This window comes from Thermus kawarayensis JCM 12314, from assembly GCF_055393575.1.
The window spans coordinates 15,420-34,354 of record NZ_AP043756.1; the positions used below are offsets into that span (position 1 = coordinate 15,420).

The 18,935-nt window shown below is 69.0% G+C and carries 16 protein-coding genes, 1 tRNA gene and 1 pseudogene; 5 read left to right on the top strand and 13 right to left on the bottom strand.

The window, feature by feature from the left end; translation table 11 throughout:
- Position 1: 1 nt before the first annotated feature.
- Positions 2-1,957 carry a transketolase gene (tkt, locus tag ACZ5RK_RS00330; protein ID WP_464909252.1) on the bottom strand — a complete coding sequence of 652 codons (1,956 nt, stop codon included), beginning with the start codon at positions 1,955-1,957 and terminating at the stop codon, positions 2-4.
- Between the two features lie 166 nt (positions 1,958-2,123).
- Between tkt and ACZ5RK_RS00335 the strand changes: the two genes are divergently transcribed.
- Positions 2,124-2,200: transfer RNA gene (locus tag ACZ5RK_RS00335), tRNA-Arg, on the top strand.
- A gap of 149 nt (positions 2,201-2,349) precedes the next feature.
- Here ACZ5RK_RS00335 and ACZ5RK_RS00340 read toward each other — a convergent pair.
- From ACZ5RK_RS00340 to nth, 4 genes are all read right to left on the bottom strand, one after another.
- Positions 2,350-3,879, bottom strand: coding sequence for a DEAD/DEAH box helicase (locus ACZ5RK_RS00340; RefSeq protein ID WP_464909253.1), 1,530 nt, complete (start codon positions 3,877-3,879; stop codon positions 2,350-2,352).
- Positions 3,880-3,950: 71 nt separating this feature from the next.
- Positions 3,951-5,165, bottom strand: a complete 1,215-nt coding sequence (locus ACZ5RK_RS00345; protein WP_464909254.1) for a molybdopterin molybdotransferase MoeA — start codon at positions 5,163-5,165, stop codon at positions 3,951-3,953.
- A gap of 29 nt (positions 5,166-5,194) precedes the next feature.
- Positions 5,195-6,325 (bottom strand): MFS transporter, encoded by a 1,131-nt coding sequence (locus ACZ5RK_RS00350; protein WP_464909255.1) that lies wholly within the window; start codon positions 6,323-6,325, stop codon positions 5,195-5,197.
- Between the two features lie 69 nt (positions 6,326-6,394).
- Positions 6,395-7,057, bottom strand: a complete 663-nt coding sequence (nth, locus tag ACZ5RK_RS00355) for an endonuclease III (RefSeq protein WP_464909256.1) — start codon at positions 7,055-7,057, stop codon at positions 6,395-6,397.
- A 14-nt stretch (positions 7,058-7,071) separates the two neighbouring features.
- On the opposite strand from nth, the gene ACZ5RK_RS00360 reads away from it, so the two are divergent.
- Positions 7,072-7,446 carry an ASCH domain-containing protein gene (locus tag ACZ5RK_RS00360; protein WP_464909257.1) on the top strand — a complete coding sequence of 125 codons (375 nt, stop codon included), beginning with the start codon at positions 7,072-7,074 and terminating at the stop codon, positions 7,444-7,446.
- Between the two features lie 26 nt (positions 7,447-7,472).
- Here the strand turns inward: ACZ5RK_RS00360 and proS are convergent, their stop codons facing one another.
- On the bottom strand, positions 7,473-8,906 hold the full coding sequence (gene proS, locus ACZ5RK_RS00365; protein ID WP_464909258.1) for a proline--tRNA ligase: 1,434 nt from the start codon (positions 8,904-8,906) through the stop codon (positions 7,473-7,475).
- A 32-nt stretch (positions 8,907-8,938) separates the two neighbouring features.
- Between proS and ACZ5RK_RS00370 the strand changes: the two are divergent.
- Positions 8,939-10,160: pseudogene (locus ACZ5RK_RS00370) on the top strand (2,3-bisphosphoglycerate-independent phosphoglycerate mutase).
- A 9-nt stretch (positions 10,161-10,169) separates the two neighbouring features.
- Complete coding sequence (locus ACZ5RK_RS00375) at positions 10,170-10,721, top strand: Uma2 family endonuclease (RefSeq protein ID WP_464909259.1); 552 nt, start codon at positions 10,170-10,172, stop codon at positions 10,719-10,721.
- Here ACZ5RK_RS00375 and ACZ5RK_RS00380 read toward each other — a convergent pair.
- From ACZ5RK_RS00380 to aroA, 6 genes are all read right to left on the bottom strand, one after another.
- The gene (locus ACZ5RK_RS00380) at positions 10,699-11,676 is read right to left on the bottom strand and encodes a DHH family phosphoesterase (protein ID WP_464909260.1); all 978 of its coding nucleotides are present in this window, start codon (positions 11,674-11,676) and stop codon (positions 10,699-10,701) included. The two genes, ACZ5RK_RS00375 and ACZ5RK_RS00380, sit on opposite strands and share 23 nt — an antisense overlap.
- 72 nt (positions 11,677-11,748) lie before the next feature.
- Positions 11,749-12,453, bottom strand: a complete 705-nt coding sequence (gene tmpR, locus ACZ5RK_RS00385) for a bifunctional dihydropteridine reductase/dihydrofolate reductase TmpR (RefSeq protein WP_464909261.1) — start codon at positions 12,451-12,453, stop codon at positions 11,749-11,751.
- On the bottom strand, positions 12,450-12,860 hold the full coding sequence (locus tag ACZ5RK_RS00390) for an NUDIX domain-containing protein (RefSeq protein WP_464909262.1): 411 nt from the start codon (positions 12,858-12,860) through the stop codon (positions 12,450-12,452). The genes tmpR and ACZ5RK_RS00390 overlap by 4 nt, the downstream gene beginning before the upstream one ends.
- Entirely contained in the window at positions 12,824-13,597 is a 774-nt protein-coding gene (locus ACZ5RK_RS00395; RefSeq protein ID WP_464909263.1) for a CDP-alcohol phosphatidyltransferase family protein, read from the bottom strand. The genes ACZ5RK_RS00390 and ACZ5RK_RS00395 overlap by 37 nt, the downstream gene beginning before the upstream one ends.
- Positions 13,598-13,599: 2 nt before the next feature.
- Positions 13,600-14,223: a (d)CMP kinase gene (gene cmk, locus ACZ5RK_RS00400; RefSeq protein WP_054647744.1), complete on the bottom strand. Its 624-nt coding sequence runs from the start codon at positions 14,221-14,223 to the stop codon at positions 13,600-13,602.
- Positions 14,208-15,497, bottom strand: coding sequence for a 3-phosphoshikimate 1-carboxyvinyltransferase (gene aroA, locus ACZ5RK_RS00405; protein ID WP_464909264.1), 1,290 nt, complete (start codon positions 15,495-15,497; stop codon positions 14,208-14,210). The genes cmk and aroA overlap by 16 nt, the downstream gene beginning before the upstream one ends.
- A gap of 67 nt (positions 15,498-15,564) precedes the next feature.
- Here aroA and ACZ5RK_RS00410 point away from each other — a divergent pair, with 67 nt between their 5' ends.
- Complete coding sequence (locus tag ACZ5RK_RS00410; RefSeq protein ID WP_464909265.1) at positions 15,565-18,180, top strand: transcriptional regulator; 2,616 nt, start codon at positions 15,565-15,567, stop codon at positions 18,178-18,180.
- Here ACZ5RK_RS00410 and ACZ5RK_RS00415 read toward each other — a convergent pair.
- Positions 18,161-18,922: a class I mannose-6-phosphate isomerase gene (locus tag ACZ5RK_RS00415; RefSeq protein ID WP_464909266.1), complete on the bottom strand. Its 762-nt coding sequence runs from the start codon at positions 18,920-18,922 to the stop codon at positions 18,161-18,163. The two genes, ACZ5RK_RS00410 and ACZ5RK_RS00415, sit on opposite strands and share 20 nt — an antisense overlap.
- Between the last annotated feature and the right edge of the window lie 13 nt (positions 18,923-18,935).

Genomic DNA, 18,935 nt, shown 5'->3' on the forward strand with positions numbered 1-18,935 from the left:
GCTAAAGCAGGGAAAGGAGGGCCTCCGCCACCCGCTCCGGGGTGAAGCCGAGCTTCTCGTAGACCTCGGGGTAGGGGGCGCTGGCCCCGAAGCGGTCCAGGCCCACCACCTTGTGGGCGTACCGTTCCCAGCCCAAACTGGCCCCCGCCTCCACCGCCACCACGGGAAGCCCAGGGGGCAGGACCTCTTGGCGGTAGGCCTCGGGCTGGGCGGCGAAGAGCTCAAAGGAGGGCAGGCTCACCACCCGCACCCCCACCCCCTTCTCCTGGAGGAGGGCCCTGGCCTTCAGGGCGAGATGCACCTCGCTCCCCGTGGCTACCAGAACCCCTTGGGGCTTTTCGGCGTCCTCCAGAACGTAGCCTCCCCGCAAAAGCCCCTTGGCCTTCTCCGGGGAGAGGAGGGGCACCGCCTGGCGGGTGAGGACGAGGGCGGTGGGGCCTTCCTTGCGCCTTAAGGCCACCTGCCAGGCGTAGAAGGTCTCGTAGGCGTCGGCGGGCCGGATCACCCAGAGGTTGGGCATGGCCCGAAGGCTCATGAGGTGCTCCACGGGCTGGTGGGTGGGGCCGTCCTCCCCTAAGGCGATGGAGTCGTGGGTGAAGACGAAGACCGTGGGGGTTCCCATGAGAGCGGCGAGGCGGATGGCGGGGCGCATGTAGTCGGAGAAGACCAGGAAGGTCCCCCCGTAGGCCCTATACCCCCCGTGGAGGTTCAGGCCGTTCAGGATGGCCCCCATGGCGTGCTCCCGCACCCCGAAGTGGAGGTAGCGGCCCAAGGGGTTTTCCCGGGAGAAGTCGGCCATCCCCTGGGCCTGGGTGTTGTTGGAGGGGGTGAGGTCGGCGCTTCCCCCCAAGAGCTCGGGCATGCGGGAGGCCAGGAGGTCCAGGGCCTTGCCGCTGGCCGCCCGGGTGGCCAGGGGCTTCTCAAAGGCCGGAGGCTCCTCGGGTAGGGCAGGAAGCCCGCCTTGGAGGCGGCGGGAAAGCTCTTGGTAAAGCTCGGGGTACTCCCGGGCGTAGGCTTCCAAGACCCTTTCCCAGGCCTCCTGCAGGGCCTTTCCCCGCTCCCTCTGGTCCATGTGGCGGTAGACCTCCTCCGGCACCACGAAGGGGGGGTAGGGCCAGCCCAGGTTCTTGCGGGTGGCCTCCACCGCCTCCCCTCCCAGGGGCTCCCCGTGGGCCTTGTGGGAGTCCTGCTTGGGGGAGCCGAAGCCGATGTGGCTCCTGACGGCGATGAGGGTGGGGCGCTCGTCCAGTTTGGCGAGCTTTATGGCGTGGCGGAGGGCGTCCAGGTCGTTGGCATCCTCCACCCTAAGGGTCTGCCAGCCGTAAGCCCGGTAGCGCCCGAGGACATCCTCGGTGAAGGCCAGGCCGGTGGGGCCGTCAATGGAGATGCGGTTGTCGTCCCAAAAGACGATAAGCTTGGAAAGCCCCCAAAGGCCGGCCAGGGAGCTGGCCTCCCCCGAAACCCCTTCCATCAGGTCCCCGTCCGAGGCCAGGACGTAGGTGTAATGGTCCACCACGGTGTGCCCGGGGCGGTTGAACTCGGCGGCGAGCTTCCTCTCCGCCAAGGCGAGGCCCACGGCGGTGGAGATGCCCTGGCCCAAGGGCCCCGTGGTCACCTCCACCCCGGGGGTGTGGCCGCGCTCGGGATGGCCCGGGGTCTTGGAGCCCCACTGGCGGAAGCCTTTAAGCTCCTCCAGGGGAAGGTGGTAGCCCGTGAGGTGGAGGACGGCGTAGAGGAGCATGGAGCCGTGCCCGGCGGAAAGGATAAAGCGGTCCCGGTTCGGCCAGGTGGGGTCTAAGGGGTTGTGGCGCAGGACCTCCCGGAAGAGGAGGTAGGCCAGGGGGGCCATGGCCATGGGCATGCCGGGGTGGCCGCTTTTGGCCTTCTCCACAGCGTCTATGGCCAGAAAGCGGATGGCGTTCACCGAAAGGGCGGTGAGGTCCTTGGTCTCGGTCATGGTTCCCTCCAGGGTACGCTCCCGTGAAGCCGGGCACAAGGTAGCCTCGAGGCCCCACAGGATAAAGGGGCGCTTATGGAAAGCCCCTCTTCCCCCGGGGAAGACTATACCCGGGAAGCGGGTGTTGCCTTGGGCCTGGGGGAGTGCTAGAATCCCTTAGGCGTGGGCGCCCGTAGCTCAGCAGGATAGAGCGGGGGCTTCCTAAGCCCTAGGCCGGGGGTTCGAATCCCTCCGGGCGCACCAAGACCCCAGGCCCCGCCTTCGGGAGGCGGGGCCTTTCATCGCACCCCACGCTGGCTTACGCCAGCATGGGGGCCCCGGCAAAAGGTTCCTAGGCGGGCTTCCTGGAGCCGGTAGGGCGAGGGTGTCAATGCCGGCATGGGGGCCGGCCATCACGCCCTGGCGGTGCGCCTCGAGCGGGAAGGGGTCTCCAAGAGGCCCTCCACCCTCCTGGCGGGCTCCAGCCGGAGGCCGGCCACCTCCGGCCGGGCCTCGGGGCGGAGGTCCACATAGAAGCCCCCTTCGGCCTCGGCCACCTTGCCCACCTCGAGGCCCTGCTCCTTCAGAAGGGCCACCAGCCGGGGCAGGGAAAGCCTTGGCCCCGTGGCCCTGTAGGTGCGCCAGCCCTCCTCCCCGGTGAGGAGGCTCTTCTCCTTGGGCGCCCCGCCCAGGAGGAGGGCCATGAGGGCCGCCACCACCTCCACCCGGCCCTCGGCGAAGAGGCGGCCCGCGAAGTCCTGGTAGAGCCGGTAGTCCTTCTCCGGCACCCGGGCGAGCCGGGCCAAAAGGTGGTGCCACTTGGCCTCGAGGACCTCCTCCGGGGTGGGCGGGTTCACCCGCTTAAGGGTGCGGCCCACGGCCTTTTCCAGCTCGGCGAGCTCCCGCCGCTCCCTGGGCCCGTAAAGGAGGACCACCTCTCCCCCTCGGCCTGCGCGGCCCGTGCGCCCGGAGCGGTGCTGGTAGGTCTCGGGCTTGTCGGGAAAGCGGTAGTGCACCACCAGGTCCACCTCGGGGATGTCCAGCCCCCGGGCGGCCACGTCCGTGGCCACCAAGACCCGCACCTCCCCCTCGCGGAAGGCCCGCATGACCTTTTCCCGGTCGCTCTGGGACAGGTCCCCGTGGATGGCCCGGGCGGCGTGGCCCAGGCGGAAAAGCCCTGTGGCCACCTCCTCGGTCTCGGCCTTGGTCCGGGTGAAGACGATGGCCCGCTTGGGGGCCTTGACGTAGAGGAGGTCGGAAAGAAGGCCCAGGCGGTCGGAAGGGGCCAGGATGGCCTCCTCCTGGTAGGTCACCCCCTCCTCCCGCACCACGTTGATGACCACCGGGCTTCGCATGTAGCGCTCGGCGAGCCTCTTGGCCCAGGAAGGCAGGGTGGCGGAGAAGAGGAGGGTCTGCCGGGAAGGGGGGGTGGCGGAGAGGAGGGCCTCCACCTCCTCCTCAAACCCCATGGAGAGCATCTCGTCCGCCTCGTCCAAAACGGCGACCTCCACCTGGGAAAGGTCCAGAACCCCCTGCTTCAGGTAGTCCAGGGCCCGACCCGGGGTGGCCACCACCACGTCCGCCCCCCGGGCGAGCTCCTCCTTTTGCTTGGTGTAGCCCGTGCCCCCGTAGACGGCCAGCACCCGCAGGTGGGGGGCCACGGCGGAAAGCTCCGAGGCCACCTGGAGGGCGAGCTCCCGCGTGGGGGTGAGGACCAGGGCCCTGGGCTTCCTGCCCCTCTCCCGGCTTGGGGCGAGCCTCTCGGCGATGGGCAGGGCGAAGGCCAGGGTCTTGCCCGTGCCGGTGCGGGCCTGGCCGATGAGGTCCTTGCCCTCCAGGGCCAAGGGCAGGGCCGCCGCCTGGATGGGGGTGGGGGTGGCGATGCCGCGCCTCAAAAGGGCTTCCTTGATCTCTTCCTTCAGGGGAAAGTCTTTGAACTCCATGCTCTGCCTTTCCGGGCCCACCTGCGCCCGAAAAGGGAGGTAGCGCCCGTAAACCTTACCAGCCTAGTGAACTAGGGCACGAAAGTCAAGGGGATGGCCTCCACCTCCTCCCCCTCCCGAACGTCCCGGTCCGGGGGGAGGACCACCAGGGCGTTGCCGAAGGCCATGGAGCGGAGCACCCCGCTGCTCTGGTTGCCCGTGGTGCGCACCACGGGCTCCCCTTCCCAGGAGAGCACCCCCCGGCGGAAGACCTTCTTCCCCTTGGCCCCCTTGAAGGGGGTGAGGGCCCGGGCCTCGAGGCGGCCGTAGGGGGGTTCGGTGCGCTTGAGGAGCTTGTAGAGGAAGGGCCTGCCGTAGAGGAAGAAGGTCACCATGCTGGAGACCGGGTTTCCGGGAAGGCCGAGGACGGGAAGCCCCCCAAGGCGGGCGAGAAGCAAAGGCCCCCCGGGCTGTTGCTTCACCTTCCAGAAGACCACATCCCCGTGCCGCTCCAGGACCTTGCGCACCACGTCGTACTCCCCCATGGACACGCCCCCCGAGGTGAGGAGGAGGTCCAGGGGTCCTGCGCCCTCAAGCCTTTCCAGCACCGCCTCCGGGTCGTCCGGCACCTTGCCCAGGAGGACGGGTTCCCCGCCCGCCTCGAGGACCAGGCCGAGAAGGCTATAGGCGTTGGAGTTGTACACCCCCCCATAGGGGAGGGGCTCTCTCGGCTCCACCACCTCGTCCCCGGTGGAGAGGATCCCCACCCGGGGCCTGCGGAAGACCTTGAGGCGGGGGTGGCCCATGGCCGCCGCCAGGCCGAGCCTTCCCGGGGTGAGGAGGTCTCCCCGCCTCAGGTAGACCTCCCCCCGCCTGAGGTCGTCCCCCCGGGGGCGGATGTCCTTGGGGGTGGCGGGGGCGAAGAGGAGCACCTCGTCCCCTTCCCGCCTGGTGTCCTCCACCCGCACCACGGCGTCCGCCCCCCGGGGGATGGGGGCCCCGGTGTAGACCGCCACCGCCTCCCCCCTTCCCACCTCCCCGGGGAAGGGCTTCCCGGCGGGGGATTCCCCCACCACAAGGAGGCGCACCGGGGTTTCCGGGGAAGCGCCCAAGGTATCCTCCCCCCGGCAGGCGTAGCCGTCTATGGCGGTGTCGTCCTGGTCGGGGTGGTCCACCCTGGAAGCGAGGTCCTCCGCCAGCACCCGGCCGTAGGCCTCCTCGAGGGCAACCTCTTCCACGGCAGGCTCCCCTTGGGCCTCGGCCAGGACCAGTTCCAGGGCTTCCTCCACCGTGAGGTTCGTGCGCATGAGCCCAGTCTAGGCCATGGGCGTTCCCCTTAGGAAGACCGCCCCTTGCCGAAGGCCCAGGGCCAGAGGGCGATGCCCAGGGCGTAGAGGGCGAGGGTCGCCCCGAAGAGGAGGTCAAAGGCCCTTAGGCCCAAGGCCTCCTGCGCCGCCCCGGAAAGGGCGCTTCCCAAGGCGAAGAGGAGGCTCCAGAGGGCGCTTTCCAGGAGGAAGAAGCCGGGGCGCTCCTCCTCGGCCAGGTAGTCCATGACCAAGGCGGCGTAAACCGGCCCGGCGGCGTTCATCAGGGCCCCCCGGACGAGGAGGGCGAGGGTGACCAGGGGAAGCCAAGGAGCCCAGGCCAGGGCGGCCAAAAAGGGCAGGGAAAGGGCCTGCACCCCCACGATGGCCCCGAGCCTCCCCACCCGCCTGACCAAAAGGGGCTGGAGGAGCATGGCCGCCCCCGTGGCCAGGGAGGAGAGGGCGAAGACCAGGCCCGTGGCCCCGTAGGAGAGGCCGAACTTCTCCTTCAGATACAGGTTCAGAAAGGGGATGACGAGCCCCGCCCCAAACCCGATGACCACCTGGGGCAGAAGGAGCCTGAGCCATACCCCAAAGCGGCCCCGAAGCCTGGGTGCCTGCCCCCTTCCTTCCGGAAGGCCTAGGGCCAGGGGAAGGGCCAGCAGAAAGAAGGGCAGGGCGAAGAGGAGGACCCACCGGGCCCCCACCCAGTCGGAAAGAGCGCCCGCAAGGAGGGTGGAGAAGAAGCCGCTCGCCGTGGTGAGGGCCGCTTGCAGGCTGAAGAGGGCCACGCGCTTTTCGGGGGGCACCAGCCAGGCCATGAAGGGGGCCGCCGCCCCTTGCAAAAGGGCCCCCGCCAGGCCGTAGCCCGCCAGGGAGGGGAAGACCCAAAGCCCCAGGCCCAGGAGAAGCCCGCTCCCCACGGCGAGGGAAAAGGCCAGGTAGAGGCTTTTCAGGTAGCCGAGGCGGGGGATGAGGTAGGCCAGGGGCAGGGCGAAGACCACCCCGGTGAAGAGGAGGAGGGCCTGGGCCAGGCCGATGGCCTGGCGGGAGAAGCCCAGGGCCTCGAGGTGGAAGTTGAGGAAGAAGTAGACCAGGTTTCCCCCGAAGGACCAGAGGAAGCTGACCAAGACCAATCGGTAAGCGGGCGAGGGTTCGCGCACAGCGTCTCCTTTCTTTAGCTTCTCCCTCCCGCGCCCGGCCGGCCTCAGAAATTCCCAAATGGGCTGGCATTAGGCCTGGCGGCTCGGGCAGTAAGGCGCAAGGGCGCAGGAAGGGCAGCGGGGCCTTCTCGCCAGGCAGACGTACCGCCCGTGGAGGACCAGGGCGTGGTGGACGAAGACCCACCGCTCCTTGGGGAAGAGGGCCTCCAGGTCTTTCCCGATCCTCTCCGGGGCCTTGGCCTCCGAGAGGCAGAGCCTCTTTGCAAGGCGGGCCACGTGGGTGTCCACGGCGATCCCGGGCACGCCAAAGGCCGCCCCCAGGACCACGGTGGCCGTCTTCCAACCCACCCCGGGAAGGCGCATCAGGGCCTCCTTGTCCTCGGGCACCTCTCCCCCATGGGCCTCCACAAGCCTTTTCGCCAGGGCCACCAGGTTCCTCGCCTTGGTGCGGTAAAGCCCGATCCTCCGGATGTAGGGCGCCACCTCCTCCGGGGTGGCCTCCGCCAGGGCCTTGGCGTCGGGAAAGCGGGCGAAGAGGGCCGGGGTGGCCTGGTTCACGCTCTTATCGGTGGCCTGGGCGGAGAGGACCGTGGCCACCAGGAGCTGGAAGGGGTTCTCGTGCCTAAGCTCGGTGCGGGCTTCCGGGTAGGTCTTTTCCAGGGCCTCCAAGATCCTTTGGGCCCGGACCTTTTTCGCCTTTAGCCCTTCCTTCGGGCACGCCACGCCCTCCAATCTACAATAGGGGGGTGGAAAGGCCCAAGCTCGGGCTCATCGTCCGGGAGCCCTATGCCAGCCTCATCGTGGACGGAAAGAAGACCTGGGAAATAAGGAAGCGCAGGGCCCGCCACCGGGGGCCTCTCGGCATCGTCACGGGAGGATGGCTCATCGGACAAGCGGACCTGGTGGGGGTGGAGGGGCCCTTTAGCGTGAAGGGGCTTCTCGCGCACCGGGAGAAGCACCGGGCGGAGAACGCCTTCCGCTACGAGAAGCCGAGGGCGAGCCTCTTGAACTCGGTGCGGAGCCTCACCCTCTCCCCCGGCCTCAGCCACTTGGCCACGTCCCCGGTCATGCGCAAGGTCACGCCCCCCTCCAGGAGGACCTCCCCGTACCAGCGCCAGTAGACCCCGCGTCCTAGAACCTGGGGCATTTAGTACGCCTTGGCGAAGACCACCCGCTTGCCGTAAGCGGAGGGCCCGCCACAACGGACGCAGAAGCCCTCTTCGGATTCGGCCTCAAAGGGGACGCACCGGGTGGTGGCGGTGGTCTCCTCCTGGATGAGCCGCTCGCAGGCCTTGTCCCCGCAGTGGAAGGCCAGGGCGAACCCCTCCTGCACCGCCTCCTTGAACTCCTCGTAGGTGTCCACCTTCCGGGTGTGGGCCTCCCGGAAGGCCAGGGCCCTTTGGTAGAGCTCCTCGTGGAAGGCGTCAAGCTTCCCGGGCAGGACCTCGGGGAGGGCGGCGAGGGGCAGGGTCTCCTTGCCCCCGAGGCGGCTCGCCAACACCGCCTGGCCCCCCTCCAGGTCCTTGGGCCCGAGCTCCACACGGAAGGGCACCCCCTTGAGCTCCCACTCGTGGAACTTGTAGCCGGGGGTGTGCTGGTCCCGGTCGTCCAGGCGAACCCTTAAGCCTCGGGCCAGAAGGGCCTGGCGGAGACCTTGGGCGGCCTCCAGAACCCGCCCGCGGCTTTCCTCCTTGTAGATGGGGACGATGACCACCTGGATGGGGGCGAGCCTAGGGGGAAGGACAAGGCCCTTATCGTCCCCGTGGGTCATGATGATGGCCCCGATGAAGCGCCAGGAGAGGCCCCAGCTGGTGGTGTGCACATACTTCACCTGGAGGTCCCTGTCCTGGAAGGTGATGTCAAAGGCCCGGGCGAAGTTCTCCCCCAGGTAGTGGCTGGTGCCCGCCTGGAGGGCCTTGCCGTCCTTCATCATGGCCTCAATGGTGGTGGTGTAGACGGCCCCGGCGAACTTCTCCTTCTCGGTCTTCAGGCCCTCAATCACGGGGATGGCGGCGTACTCCCGGGCGAGGCGGGCGTAGATGCCAAGCATCCTCCGCACCTCCTCTTCCGCCTCCTCCCGGGTGGCGTGGGCGGTGTGCCCCTCCTGCCACAAAAACTCGCTCGTGCGGAGGAAGGGCCTGGTGCGCATCTCCCAGCGCACCACGTTCCCCCACTGGTTCAAGAGCTGGGGCAAGTCGCGCCAGCTCTTGATCCACCTGGACCACATGTAGCCGATGACCGTCTCCGAGGTGGGCCGCACCGCCAAGGGCTCCTCCAGCGCCTCCCCCCCCGCATGGGTCACCACGGCCAGCTCGGGGGAGAACCCCTCCACGTGCTCGGCCTCCCTCTTGAGGAAGCCCATGGGGATGAAGAGGGGGAAGTAGGCGTTCTGGTGGCCCGTCTCCTTGAACATGCGGTCCAGGACCCCCTGGATGTTCTCCCAGAGGGCGTAGCCGTAGGGGCGGACCACGATGGTGCCCCGCACGGGCCCATAGTCGGCGAGCTCAGCCTTTTGGATGACCTCGAGGTACCACTCGCTGAAGTCCTGGCTCTGGGGGGTTAGGCCCTTCTCCTTCGCCATACCCGCCCATCTTACCCCAGTAAAATGGCCCCATGGACCTCTTCCCCGTCTTCAAGGAGCTCGCCCAGAAGACCCCGAGCAAGATCCTCCTCATCGTCTTGGACGGCGTGGGGGGGCTTCCTTTGGAACCGGGGGGCCCCACGGAGCTGGAGGCCGCCAGGACCCCGAACCTGGACCGCCTGGCGGAGGAGAGCGCCTTAGGCCTCCTCACCCCCGTCTACCCGGGCCTCGCCCCGGGCTCGGGCCCCGGCCACCTGGCCCTCTTCGGCTACGACCCCTTCCGCTACGTGGTGGGCCGGGGGGCGCTTTCCGCCTTGGGCCTCGGGGCCGACTTCCGGGAGGGGGACGTGGCCTTGAGGGGGAACTTCGCCACCCTGGACGCCGAGGGGAAGGTGGTGGACCGGAGGGCGGGAAGGCCCTCCACGGAGGAGAACCAAAGGGTGATGGCCAAGCTCCGGGAGGCCATCCCCCGCCTCGAGGACGCCGAGGTCCACTTCTACACGGAAAGCGAACACCGCTTCCTGGTGATCCTTAGGGGCGAGGGGCTTGCCGATGGGGTCACGGACACCGACCCCCAGAAGGCGGGCCTCCCGCCCCTACAGGCCAAGGCCCTGGACGAGGCCTCGGAGAAGACGGCCCGGCTCGTCAACCTGCTCTCGGAGAGGATCCGGGAGGTCCTTAAGGACGAGCCCCGGATGAACGGGGCCCTCTTCCGGGGGGCCTCCAAGAAGCCAAGCTTCCCCCGGATGCAGGAGGTCTACAAGCTCACCCCCGCCGCCATCGCCAGCTACCCCATGTACAAGGGACTCGCCGCCTTGGTGGGCATGGAGGTCCTCCCCGTGGAGGGAGAAGGGGACGTCCTGGAGGGAAAGCTCAAGGCCCTCAAGGAGCACTGGGACCGGTACGACTTCTTCTACTTCCACGTGAAGAAGACGGACGCCATGGGGGAGGACGGGAACTTCTGGGGCAAGGTGGAGAAGATTGAGCTCTTTGACGCCCTCCTCCCCGAGATCCTGAAGCTAGGCCCCGAACGTTTTGGCCCTCACCGGGGACCACTCCACCCCCGCCCTCCTCAAGGCCCACTCCTGGCACCCCGTTCCCCTCCTCCTGAAGGCCCCCTATCTGCGGGCGGACGAGGCGAGGCGCTTCACGGAAGGGGAGGCCCTAAAGGGCAGCCTCGGCCACCTGCGGGGGATGGAGCTCATGCCCCTTCTCCTCGCCCACGGGGGGAAGCTCCTCAAGTACGGGGCCTAAAATGGGAAGATGATCCGCCACCGCCTGAGCCTCGAGGAGTTCCAGGCCATCCTGGAGAAGGCCCCAGAGGGGCTCCGCTTGGAGCTTCTGGACGGCGAGGTCTACGAGATGGCCCCCATCGGCAGCGGACACGCCAGCCTGGTGACCTACTTGGCCAAGCAACTGGAAAGGCTTTACGGGGACCGGGCCCTGGTCTACGTGCAAAACCCCTTGCGCCTCTCCCCCCACTCCCTTCCTCAGCCGGACCTGGCCTTGCTCAAACCCCGGGACGACTTCTACCGGGCCAGGCTCCCCGAACCCCAAGACGCCCTCCTGGTGGTGGAGGTCAGCTTCTCCACCCGGGAGGTGGACCTCCACGTGAAGCTACCCCTCTACGCCCAGGGAGGCATCCCGGAGGTGTGGCTGGTGGAAGAAACGGGAAACCTGGAGGTGTACCGGGAACCCCGGGGGAGCCACTACCGCCACCGCCTCCTCTTGGAGCCGGGGGAGGAGGTGGCCCCCCTCCTCCTCCCCCACCCCCCTCTCCTCTGGGACCCCCCTAGAGGTACCCCGCCCGCTTGAGCTCCTCCCGGACGGCCTCGAGGACCAGCTCGTAGGCCCGGTCCAGGTCCACCCCCTGCAGGGTGGCGCCGGCGGCGGGGACGTGCCCCCCGCCCCCGAGCTTTAAGGCGATGTTCTGGGCCGAGACCCCGCCCCGGGAGCGGATGGAAACCTTCACCCCCTCCTCCCGCCTGCGCAGGAAGACCGAGACCACGCTCCCCTCTACGTAGCGGATGAGGCCCACGAAGTCGTCGGAGTCCTCCTCTTCCCGCTTGGCGTCCTCGGGGAGGTGGGCGGTGACCAGAAGCCCGCCAAAGTGGAAGGCCACCGTGGAGAGCACCTGGCCCATGAGGCGGAAGTAGGAGGGGGGGCGGAACTGCAGGCGGTCGGTGAGCTCGGCGAGCTTCACCCCGTAGCCCACAAGCTCCGCCGCCACCCGGAGGACCTCGGGGGTGGTGTTGGCAAAGCGGAAGTTGCCGGTGTCGGTGAGGATGCCCGTGAGGACGGGGGTGGCGATCTCCGCCGTCCACTCCACACCCAAGAGGTCTATGAGGTCCTTCACCATCTGGGCGGTGGCCGCCTTGGAGGGGTCCACCACGTGGAGGTGGCCGAAGCGGGGGTTGGTGCCGTGGTGGTCAATGTTGATGACGAAGCCCTCCACGGGGACCCCCACCACCCTCGAGGGCTCGGCGCTGTCCAGGGCCACCAGGGTGGCCCCCACGGGAAGCTCCTCCACGGGGTCGGAGTACTCCTCCTCCTTGGGCAAAAAGCGCAGGAAGCGGGGGGGCTCGGCCACCCAGCGGGCGTCCTTGCCCAGGGCCTTGAGGGCCCTATAAAGCCCCAGGGAGCTCCCGATGGCGTCCCCGTCAGGGTCCACGTGGGTGGCGATGTAGATGGGGCCTTCCACCGCCTTCAAGACCTCGGCCACCAGGCCCATCTTTTCCCAGTACTGGGGTTCAGGGGCGTTCCCGTCCACGAAGCTAAGGTATCACGCAAAAGGGTTCTTTACCCGCACCCCTCCGTAGGAAGCGGGGCACATCATGATGGGCTAAAGGTTCCACCCCCCCGCCACCTCCAGCACCTGCCCCGTGAGGTAGGGCTCGCGCACGAAGAAGAGCACCGCCTTGGCGATCTCCTCAAGAAGGGCCAGCCTCCCCATGGGAATCTCGTGGAGGGGTTTGGAGACGGAGTTCTCCGCCACCCCGGGAGCCACCACGTTGGCGGTGATGCCCGCCTGGGCGAAGCGCTTGGCGATGGCCTTGGTGTAGAGGATGACCCCGGTCTTGGCGATGACGTAGGGGGTGATGTGGGTCCGGGCGAGGAGGTTACCCGCCCCGGCGTAGCCCAGGTTGACGATGCGCCCGTAGCCCTGGGCCACCATGAGGGGAAGGACCCTCTGGGTGAGGAGGAAGGTGGCGGTGAGGTTGGTGTCCAGAATGGAGCGCCACTCCTCGAGGCTCACCTCCTCTATGGGCTTATAGAGGTAGTCCCCCACGTTGTTGACCAGGACCCCTATGCCCCCCAGGTGGTGGCGCACCTCCTCTACCAAATGGACCACCTCCTCCTCCCGGGTCAGGTCGGCCCGCACCTTGATGGCCTTGACCCCCAGGGCCTCCGCCTCCTTCCGGGTGGCCTCGGCCAGGCCCTGGGAGGTGCGGTAGTGGACGGCCACGCTAAACCCTTCCCGGGCCAGGGCCAGGAGGATGGCCCGGCCGATGCCCTTGGCGCTCCCCGTGACCAGGGCGGTCCTCATCTTCCCTCCAGGTAACTTTGGAGCAGAACGCGGGTGAAGGTGTTTAAGGGAAAGGAAAGCCCCGCTTCCGGCTCCACCCAAGACCATTCCAGAATCTCGGCGCCGGCACGCACCTCCCCTTGGGCCTGGGCGAAGTAGTTGATGAGAAGCATGTGGGTGGGCCGGTGGAACTCGGGGCTGAAACGGGCCTCCTGCACCATGGCGAAGCGGATTCCGGTAAGCTCCAACCCCACCTCCTCCCGAAACTCCCGCCTCAGGGCCTCTTCCAGGCCTTCCCCCCACTCCACCTTCCCCCCGGGCACCCCCCAAAGCCCCCGCCACTTGGCGGTGCGCACCAGGAGCACAAGGCCCCTCCTCTCCACCAGGGCCCCTACCGTGGGGATGGGATACTGCGGACGACCCTCCATAGGTACCAAAGCCCAAGATACACGCCCTGGAGGAGGACAAAGGTAAGGTAGGCCCCAGGCTGGTGGAAGGCGAGGAACACCCCCAGGAAGAAGAGCTGGGTGGTGAGGCCCAGGTTCACCACCCCGCTCAAGGCCCACTCGTCCCAGAAGCGGCGGGGGGCGAGGCCAAGCCGCCTCACCAAGAACTCCTCCAAGGCGGCGATGCCCCGGTCCTGGGGCAGGAAGAGGAGGCGGTAAGCCCCCCGGAGGAGGCGCAGGAGGGGGGTCTCGGGGTCCCGGACCTCCTGGGAATCCGGGAGGTCCCAGGCCCTCCGGTAGAGCCTTTCCAGGTTAAAGTCGTAGGACTGGACCAGGGTGAAGACCAAAAAGGCGAGGAGGGCCCACCCTACCTCCCCCGTGCGGAGGCCCAGGGCCAGGAAGAGGGCCAGGTTCCCCAGGAAGTCCAGCTCGGTGTCCAAGTACCGCCCGAGCTCCGTGGTCTCTTGGCGCAGGCGGGCCAGCTGCCCATCGGCGTTGTCCAGCACGGTCTTGACCTGGAGAAGGAGGCCCGCAAGCAGATCCTCTCCCTTAAGGAGAAGCCAGGCGGCGAGGAGGACTAAGAAGGTATGGCAGAGGACCAGGTGGTGGGGCTTGAGGGGGGTGGGGAGCAGGAGGCGCACCACCAGGTGGGCCAGGGGGCGGTAGAGGACCAGGTTCAAGAACTCCTGGACGGGTCTTTCCTTGGCCCCCGGGACCATGGCTAGTCCTTGACACGCTCCAGCACCCAGGCCACCACCTCCTCCAGGGTGAGGTCGCTGGTGTCCAGGAGAAGGGCGTCGGGGGCGGGGACGCTTTGGGCCCGGTCCTTCTGGTCCCTTTCCAGGAGGTCCTGAAGGATGGCCTCGTAGGCCTGGGGCCGCTCCTTTGCCCGCCTCTTTGCCCGCACCTCCGGCCGGGCGGTGAGGTAGAACTTGTGGGGGGCTTGGGGAAAGACCGCCGTGCCCATGTCCCGGCCCTCGGCCACAAAGGGCGGGGGCACCTCCTTGAGCCTCTCGTTCACCCAGGCCCGTACCCCGGGAAGCCGGGCCACCTCCGAGACGATGCGGTCCACCTCGAGGGTGTGGAGGCTTGGCGTGAGGTCCTCCCCGTCGGCCAGGACCCGGTTCTCCCTCCCCGGGACCAGGCGCACACGGAACCGCTGCAGAAGCCTCAGGAGCCCCGCCTCGTCCCCGGGGTCCACCCCCGCCCGCAGGGCCAGGTAGGCCGCCGCCCGGTAGAGGAGGCCGCTGGAGAGGTAGGGCACCCCCAGGGCCTCCGCCACCCGCCGGGCCACGGAGCTTTTCCCCGAGGCCGCAGGCCCGTCTATGGTCACGATGCCGCGCATAGCCCCTTCAGGTCTTGGAAAAAGCCGGGGTAGGAGATCTCGGCCCAGTCCGGCTCCCAGATCCGGACCCCCACGGGCAGGCCGGCCACGGCGAAGGCCATGGCGATGCGGTGGTCGTGGAAGGGCTCCACCTCCCCGGGCCGCACCCCCCCGCCCCGGATCCTTAGCCAGTCCGGACCCTCCTCCACCTCCACCCCGAGGGCCTTGAGGTTCCTGGCGATGGCGGCCACCCGGTCGGACTCCTTCACCCGGAGTTCGGACAAGCCCGGGACATGGGTCTCCCCTTCCGCCCAGGCGGCGGCGGCGGCCAGGATGGGCACCTCGTCCACCATGAGGGGGATGAGGGAAGGGTCCACGGAAACGCCCTTAAGGGGGCTATACCGGGCCCGTATCCAGCCCACGGGCTCCCCCGCCTCCCCCTCCAGCACCTGCCACTCCAGGTCCGCCCCCATCTCCCGGAGCACCTGGAGGAGGCCGGTGCGGGTGGGGTTCAGGCCCACCCCTTCCACCACCACCTCCGAGCCTGGGGTGAGGAGGGCCGCCACCAAGAAGAAGGCCGCCGAGGAGAAGTCCCCGGGCACGGTGAGGTCCTTTGCGGGGAAGGGCCCGGTCTTATGGGTACGGATGCGGCCCCCCTCCGCCCAAAGGGGAAGCCCGAAGTGGCGGAAAAGCCTCTCCGTGTGGTCCCGGGTGGGGACGGGCTCCTCCACCTCCGTCACCCCTTCGGCGAAAAGGCCCGCGAGGAGGAGGGCGCTTTTGACCTGGGCGCTGGGGACGGGGAGGGTGTAGCGGCGGCCTTGCAGGGGGGTCCCCCGCACCGCCAGGGGGGCCCTGTCCCCCCCTTGGCGGCCCCACACCTGGGCCCCCATGGCCCGAAGGGGCCCCACCACCCTGCCCATGGGCCTCCGGCGCAGGGAGGCGTCCCCGGTGAGGACGGCGAAAAGCCCCTCCTGTCCGGCGAGAAGGCCCAGAAGGAGGCGCATAAGGGTCCCGGCGTTGCCGCAGTCCAGGACGTCCTCGGGCTCCTTTAGGCGGAGGCCCCGTCCCCGCACGAGGAAGTGGGGGCCCTCTTCCTCTATCCCCGCCCCCAGGGCCCTGAGGACCCGGGCGGTGGAGAGGGTGTCCCCCGCCTTCAAGGGGTAAAGGAGCCTTCCCTCCCCCTCGGCCAAGGCCAGGAGCATGAGGCCCCGGTGGGTGACGGACTTGTCCCCGGGAACCCGCAAAACCCCCCGCAGGGGGCCGCAGGGGGGGAGGTCTAAAAAGGGCCGGTCCATGACTCCATAGTCTTGGGGCGGGAAGGGGGTCTGGTCAAGGGCAGCCCCGCTTAAAATGGAAATACCCATGGCCCTGGCCTGGTCAAGCCCGGTCTACCTGGAAAGGAAAAGGCTTCTAGACCTCCTGCCTGAGGAACCGGGCTTCGCCGTCTGGCTCGAGGCCCCGGCGGGCTTCGGCAAGAGCGTCCTGGCCGGGCAGCTCGCCGCCAGGCTCGGCCTTCGCACCCTCTGGGCGAGCACCCTCCTGGGAGAGCCCCGGGCCCTCTTGGCCAAGGCCCTGGGCCTTCCCCAGGAGGCCCCCTGGGAAGCTGTGGTGGCCGCCCTGGGGGAGGTGCCCTCCCTGGTGGTCCTGGAGGACCTCACCGGAAGGGAGCCCCTCTCCCCCCTCCTCCGCACCCTTCCCTGCCTTTTGGTCCTGGCGAGCCGCAAGCCACTCCCTTACCCCGAGCTCCCCAAGCTCCTGGCCGAGGGCAGGCTGGTCCACCTCCAGGCCCCGGACCTCGCCTTCACCGAGGAGGAGGCCCGGGCCCTCTTCCGGGACCAGGAGGGGTGGCGGGAGGCCCACCGGGCCACGGGGGGCTGGGCCCTTCCCCTCTTCCTCTCCGCCTTCACCGGGAAGCCCCCAGAGGTCCAGGCCCTCCTCCAGGGCCTGAGGGAAAGCCTCTCGGAAGAGGAGTTCCGGGAAGGCCTCCTCCTGGCCGCCCTTCCCCTCCTGCCCCCTTCCTGCGCCCTCCCCGCCACGGAAACCCTCTTCCAGAAGGGGCTTCTCCAGAGGGTGCCTGCGGGCTACCGGCTCCATCCCCTCCTCAAGGAGATGGCCCTAAGCGTCCTCCGGGAGGAGGTGCAAGAAGCGGTGCGCCGGGCGGAAGGGAGGCTTCCCCCGGAGGTATGGGCCGAGGCCCTCTTCGGGGCGGGGCTCGAGGAGGAGCTCCTCCGCCTTCTGGAGCTGCCCACCACCCTCCCTATCCCCGCCGAGAGGCTTGTGGCCTGGGAGGCCCTCTTGCGGAGGGGCGGGCCCCGGGCCCGGCTCCGCCTGGGAGAGGCCCTCCTCCAGGTGGGGAGGCGGGAGGGGTTCGCCCTCCTGGAGCCCTTGGCCCAGGGGGAGGACCCCGCCTTGGCCCTTCAGGCCCTGGGGCACCTCGCCTACTACAAGGCCGAGCCCCTCCTGGGAGAGGACCTGGCCGGGGCCCGCGCCCACCTGGAAAAGGGCCTCTCCCTCCTGGACCGGGTGAAGGGGGAACTGGCCGGACGCTTCCTCAACGACGCCGCCCGCGTCCCCTACGAGGAGGGGAGGATGGAGGAGGCCGAGGCCTTCCTGGAGGAGGCCCTAAGGCGGCTTCCCCCGGAGAGCCCCTACCGCCTCGCCCCCCTCGTCAACCTGGCCTTCCTGCGCTTTGAGCGGGAAGGAAGCCTTCTCGGGCGCATCGCCGCCCTGGAGGAGGCGGTGGGGCTTCTAGGCCCCCTCGCCCCCGCCAACCTGGCGGGGCACCTCCGGGACCTGGGCCGGCTTTACCTTCTCTTGGGAGAGCGGGAAAAGGCCCGGGACTACCTGCAGAGGGCCCAGGAGGCCCAAGGGCACCCCCTGGCCTCCCTGGAAGCCCGCATGCTCCTCGCCCACCTGGAAGAAGACGCCGAGGGGCTCTCCCGGCTGGTGGCCCAGGCGGAGCTCTGGGAAAGCCCCTACCTGGTGGAACGGGGCAAGGCCCTCCTCTCCCAACTCCGCCGGGACCCGGGCCTCCTTGAGGGGCTCACGGGCTTCTTCCCCTCCCTCGCCCGGGCCCTCCTCCGGGAAGACCCGGCCCTCCTCCCCCCGCGCCCAAAGGAGCGGGAGGAGCGCCTCCTTTGGCACGCCGCCCGCTACCGCCTGTTGCGGCAAGAGGAGGACCTAAAGGCCCTCCTCTCCCTCACGGACGCCAAAGAGAGGGTCCTGGTGGGCCTCGTGCCCCTAGGGCTCCTCCCTAGGAAGCGGCCGGAACTGGCCCGGGCCTACCCCCTCCTGGAGGTACTCCAAAGCGGCTGGAAGGAGGCCATCCTCCTGAGGCTTCCGGAGATCCCGCCCCTCAAGGCCTGGGTGCTGGGCCGCTACCGGGTGGAAACCCCCCTGGGGGAGGTGGTCCCGAAGGGCAGGGCCCGGGAGGTCCTGGCCCTCCTTCTCCTGGGCCTTCCCCGGGAGGAGATCGCCTTCGCCCTCTGGCCGGACCTTTCCGAGGAGGCCGCCCTCAACAACCTCTACGTGTGGCTTGCCCGGCTCAAGAAACTCCTGGAGCCCTGGGGGGTGCCCACCTACCTCCTGGAGGAGGGCCTAAAGGGGGTGGAGTGCGACCTCTACGCCCTGGAGGAGGCCCTAGCGAAAGAGGATGCGGAAAGGGTCTATGCCCTTTACCAAGAGCCCCTCTTCCCCGGCCTGGACCATCCCCTCCTGGACCGGAAGCGGGAGGAGGTCTTCCACCGGGTGCGGGCCCTCTTCCTCAAGGGGCGGGAGCCCCGCTACCTGGAGCGCCTCCTGGAGTTGGACCCCCTGGACGAGGAGGCCCTCCTCCTCCTGGTGGAGGGGTGCCTGGCCCGGGGGCAGAGGGCCCGGGCCCAAGCCCACCTGGAGCGCTACCGGAAGAGGCTCTGGGAGGAGCTTAGGGAAAGGCCTTCCCCCGGGGTGGAGGCCCTCCTCAGGCGCCTTTCGGGCTAGCCCCCAGGAGAAGCCCTTCCCCTTCCAAGAGGGCCTCCTCCCCGGCCTCCAGGAGAAGGGTGGCGAAGGGCCGCAGAACCTCCTCCCCCAGGCGGGCCTCCCCCTCGAGGAGGGTGAGAACCAAGGGGGCCTCCGGCCTCAGGGCAAGCCGCCCCCTCAAGGGGTAGCGGTAGAGGTGGAAATGGGGCGTGGCCAGTAGCCTCTCCCCTCCCCATAGCGGCTCGGGACGGACCTGGGGAAGGGGGGTGGGCTCCAGGAGGGCCACCCCCAGGGCCTTCTCCAGGTGGAGCTCCCGGGGCCTGCCGTAGTCGTAGAGGCGGTAGGTGAGGTCCGAGGGGGTCTGGACCTCGTAGACCCGGGTGCCCGGACCCAGGGCGTGGATGGTGCCGGCGGGCAGGTAGACCACCTGGCCCGGGACCACCCGCACCCGCCGGAGGACCTCCTCGAGGCGGCCCTCCTCCGCCCGCCTGCGCGCCTCCTCCCGGCTCAAGGGCCTCTCTAGGCCGTAGACGATCTCCCCCGGGGAGAGGACGTACCAGGCCTCGTACTTCCCCGGTTTCCCCTCCCGCCTTAGGGCGTACTCATGGGGCGGGTGGACCTGTACGGAAAGCCATTCCGCCGGGTCCAAGAGCTTCACCAATAGCGGCTCCTCGCAGAGCCACACCTCCCCGATCCCCGGGCCGAAGCCCAGGCCGCTTCCTCCCCAGATGCGGGCCACGGGTTTGGGAGCGCAGAACCGCACGGGAGTTAGCATA